This is a genomic window from Streptomyces sp. NPDC051172 (assembly GCF_040682555.1).
Taxonomy (GTDB): domain Bacteria; phylum Actinomycetota; class Actinomycetes; order Streptomycetales; family Streptomycetaceae; genus Streptomyces.
This window is the reverse complement of the sequence record NZ_JBFBBE010000293.1, coordinates 1-2,012: the sequence shown is the minus strand read 5'-3', so window position 1 is coordinate 2,012 and position 2,012 is coordinate 1. Positions and strand designations below refer to the sequence as shown.

General features: G+C 73.4%; 2 protein-coding genes. One reads left to right on the top strand and one right to left on the bottom strand.

What is annotated here, in order from left to right; all coding sequences use genetic code 11:
* Nucleotides 1-36 precede the first annotated feature (36 nt).
* Nucleotides 37-1,416 carry a polysaccharide biosynthesis tyrosine autokinase gene (locus tag AB0N07_RS50455; RefSeq protein ID WP_350747443.1) on the bottom strand — a complete coding sequence of 460 codons (1,380 nt, stop codon included), beginning with the start codon at nucleotides 1,414-1,416 and terminating at the stop codon, nucleotides 37-39.
* 126 nt (nucleotides 1,417-1,542) lie between these two features.
* On the opposite strand from AB0N07_RS50455, the gene AB0N07_RS50450 reads away from it, so the two are divergent.
* A partial coding sequence (locus tag AB0N07_RS50450; protein ID WP_365847665.1) for a hypothetical protein occupies nucleotides 1,543-2,012 on the top strand: 470 nt, incomplete at its 3' end.

The window sequence follows — 2,012 nt, the reverse complement described above, 5'->3', positions numbered from 1 at the left end:
GTCGGTGCGACGACCTGGCCCTGTGGTCGGGCGCGGTCAGCGTCGCGACGCGTCGGCCGCGGCGTCGGCGGCGTCCTGGGGCGCCTGGTAGTAGACGTCGTAGCTTCCGCCGTCCGCGCCGTAGCCCCCGCCGTAGTAGTCCGAGCCCACACCGGAGGCGGGGGTGCCGTTGAGCACGACGCCGAGCACCCGGGCGTTGACGCCCGCGAGCATGTCCCGGGCCACCTCGAGGTGCTCCTTGCGGGTCTTGCCGTGGCGGACCACCAGGACGGTGCCGTCCACCGCCGCGGCGAGCAGGGTGGAGTCCGTGACGGGCAGCACGGGCGGGGCGTCCACGAGCACCATGTGCGTCTCGGCGAGGGCGGTGAGCAGGTCCCTCATCCGCTCGGAGCCGAGCTGTTCGGACGGGTTCGGAGGGGTGCGGCCGGCAGGCAGGAGGAGCAGCCCGTCCTCACCCACGGGGATCAGCACGTCCTGGAGGGCGACGTCCCCGTTGAGGACCTCGGACAGGCCCACACGGCCGTCGACGCCGAACTGCAGGGCCTGGCGGGGGCGACGCAGATCGGCGTCGATGAGGATCACCGGCTGGCCGGCGGCCGCCACGGTCAGGGCCAGGCTGCCGATCACCGTCGACTTGCCCTCGCCGGGGTTCGAGCTGGTGAACGCGATGGTGCGGGGCGGATCGTCCACCGCAGCGAACCGCAGATTGGTGCGCAGCTGGCGCACCGCCTCCGACGCGCGGGGGGAGAGGGGCGCCATCGGCGCCGTGCGTTCCGCCTTCATGCTGGGATCCAGGGGGATGGCGCCGAGCAGGCCCGCCCCGCCCGCCACCTGGGCGTCCGTCGTCGTCCGCACGTTGACGTCCAGCAGCCGCCGCAGGAACGCGACGACCAGACCGAGGACGAGACCTGCGCCCAGGCCGTACAGCAGGTGGCGGACGCGGTCCGGGCTCGAGGGCGCGGCCGGCGCGAGGGCGTCCTCCATGGCCGTGACCGTGACGTTGGACGTCGGATCGAGCTCGTTCGCCACGTCGGCGGTCGCCACGAGCGCCCCGTTGGCCAGCGCGGCGGCCTGCTGCGCATCGGGGGCCACGGCAGACACCGTGATGAGGTTCGAGTTCGGCACCAGGGCGGCGCTCATGGTCGCTCCGACGGTGTCCAAGCCCTCGGCCGCGATCCGCTCACGGACCGTGCGGCTGTTGATCAGCGGGATGTAGGACTGGGCGCGGGTCTGGGCGGTCTCGGTGCCGGAGATGCTCGCCTCCCCCTCCACCGTGACGAACGCGGTCGAGGTCGCGGTGTACAGCGTGGGCTGCAGCAGCGAGTAGAGGAGCCCCAGCGCCAGGCCCAGGGCGGCACACCCCAGGATCACCAGGCGGTTCGCACGCAGCACACGGAGGAAATCGATGACGTTCATGGGGTCCCAGGATCGAAGGGCAGCGACTCAGCTCACTCTAACAAGCGGGACAGCCCATTCCATTGCACTCGTCTACGCTGAGCGTGGGGCGGAGACGCGCCCCGGCAGGGCGACGGAGGAGCGGTCATGACGGTGGGGCAGGACGCGCACGGACCGCGGTCCTCCGATCCCCGCTACGTGGCCCTGCAGGCGGAGCGCGAGAAGCACGCCCGCGCCGCCGCCCGCGGCACCTCCGCGTGGTCGGCCGGTCCGGACGCCGCCGTCCCGCGCGAGCCCCTGCGGATCCCCGAACTGCTGCTGGGTGCCCTCCTGGCCATGGAGGCGTTCGGCGTCCCCCTCGGCCCCGTGGCGCTCCCGCTGAACGAGGCGGGCATGCTCCTGCTGCTGGCCCTGGCGTTGTGCCGGCGGTCCCGCCGCGATGTCTCCGCCCTCGGGTTGACCGCCGTGCTCGCCGCCGCCGTGCTGCTGTTCCTCGCGATCGTCTCCGTGTCCCAGGGCATCCCGGACCTGGAGTGGCTGCGCCGGTGGGTGCGGATGGCGGCCCTCGTCGGGCTCGTCGGCTGCATCGCCGGCGGCCGGCTCAGCCTGCGCTCGCT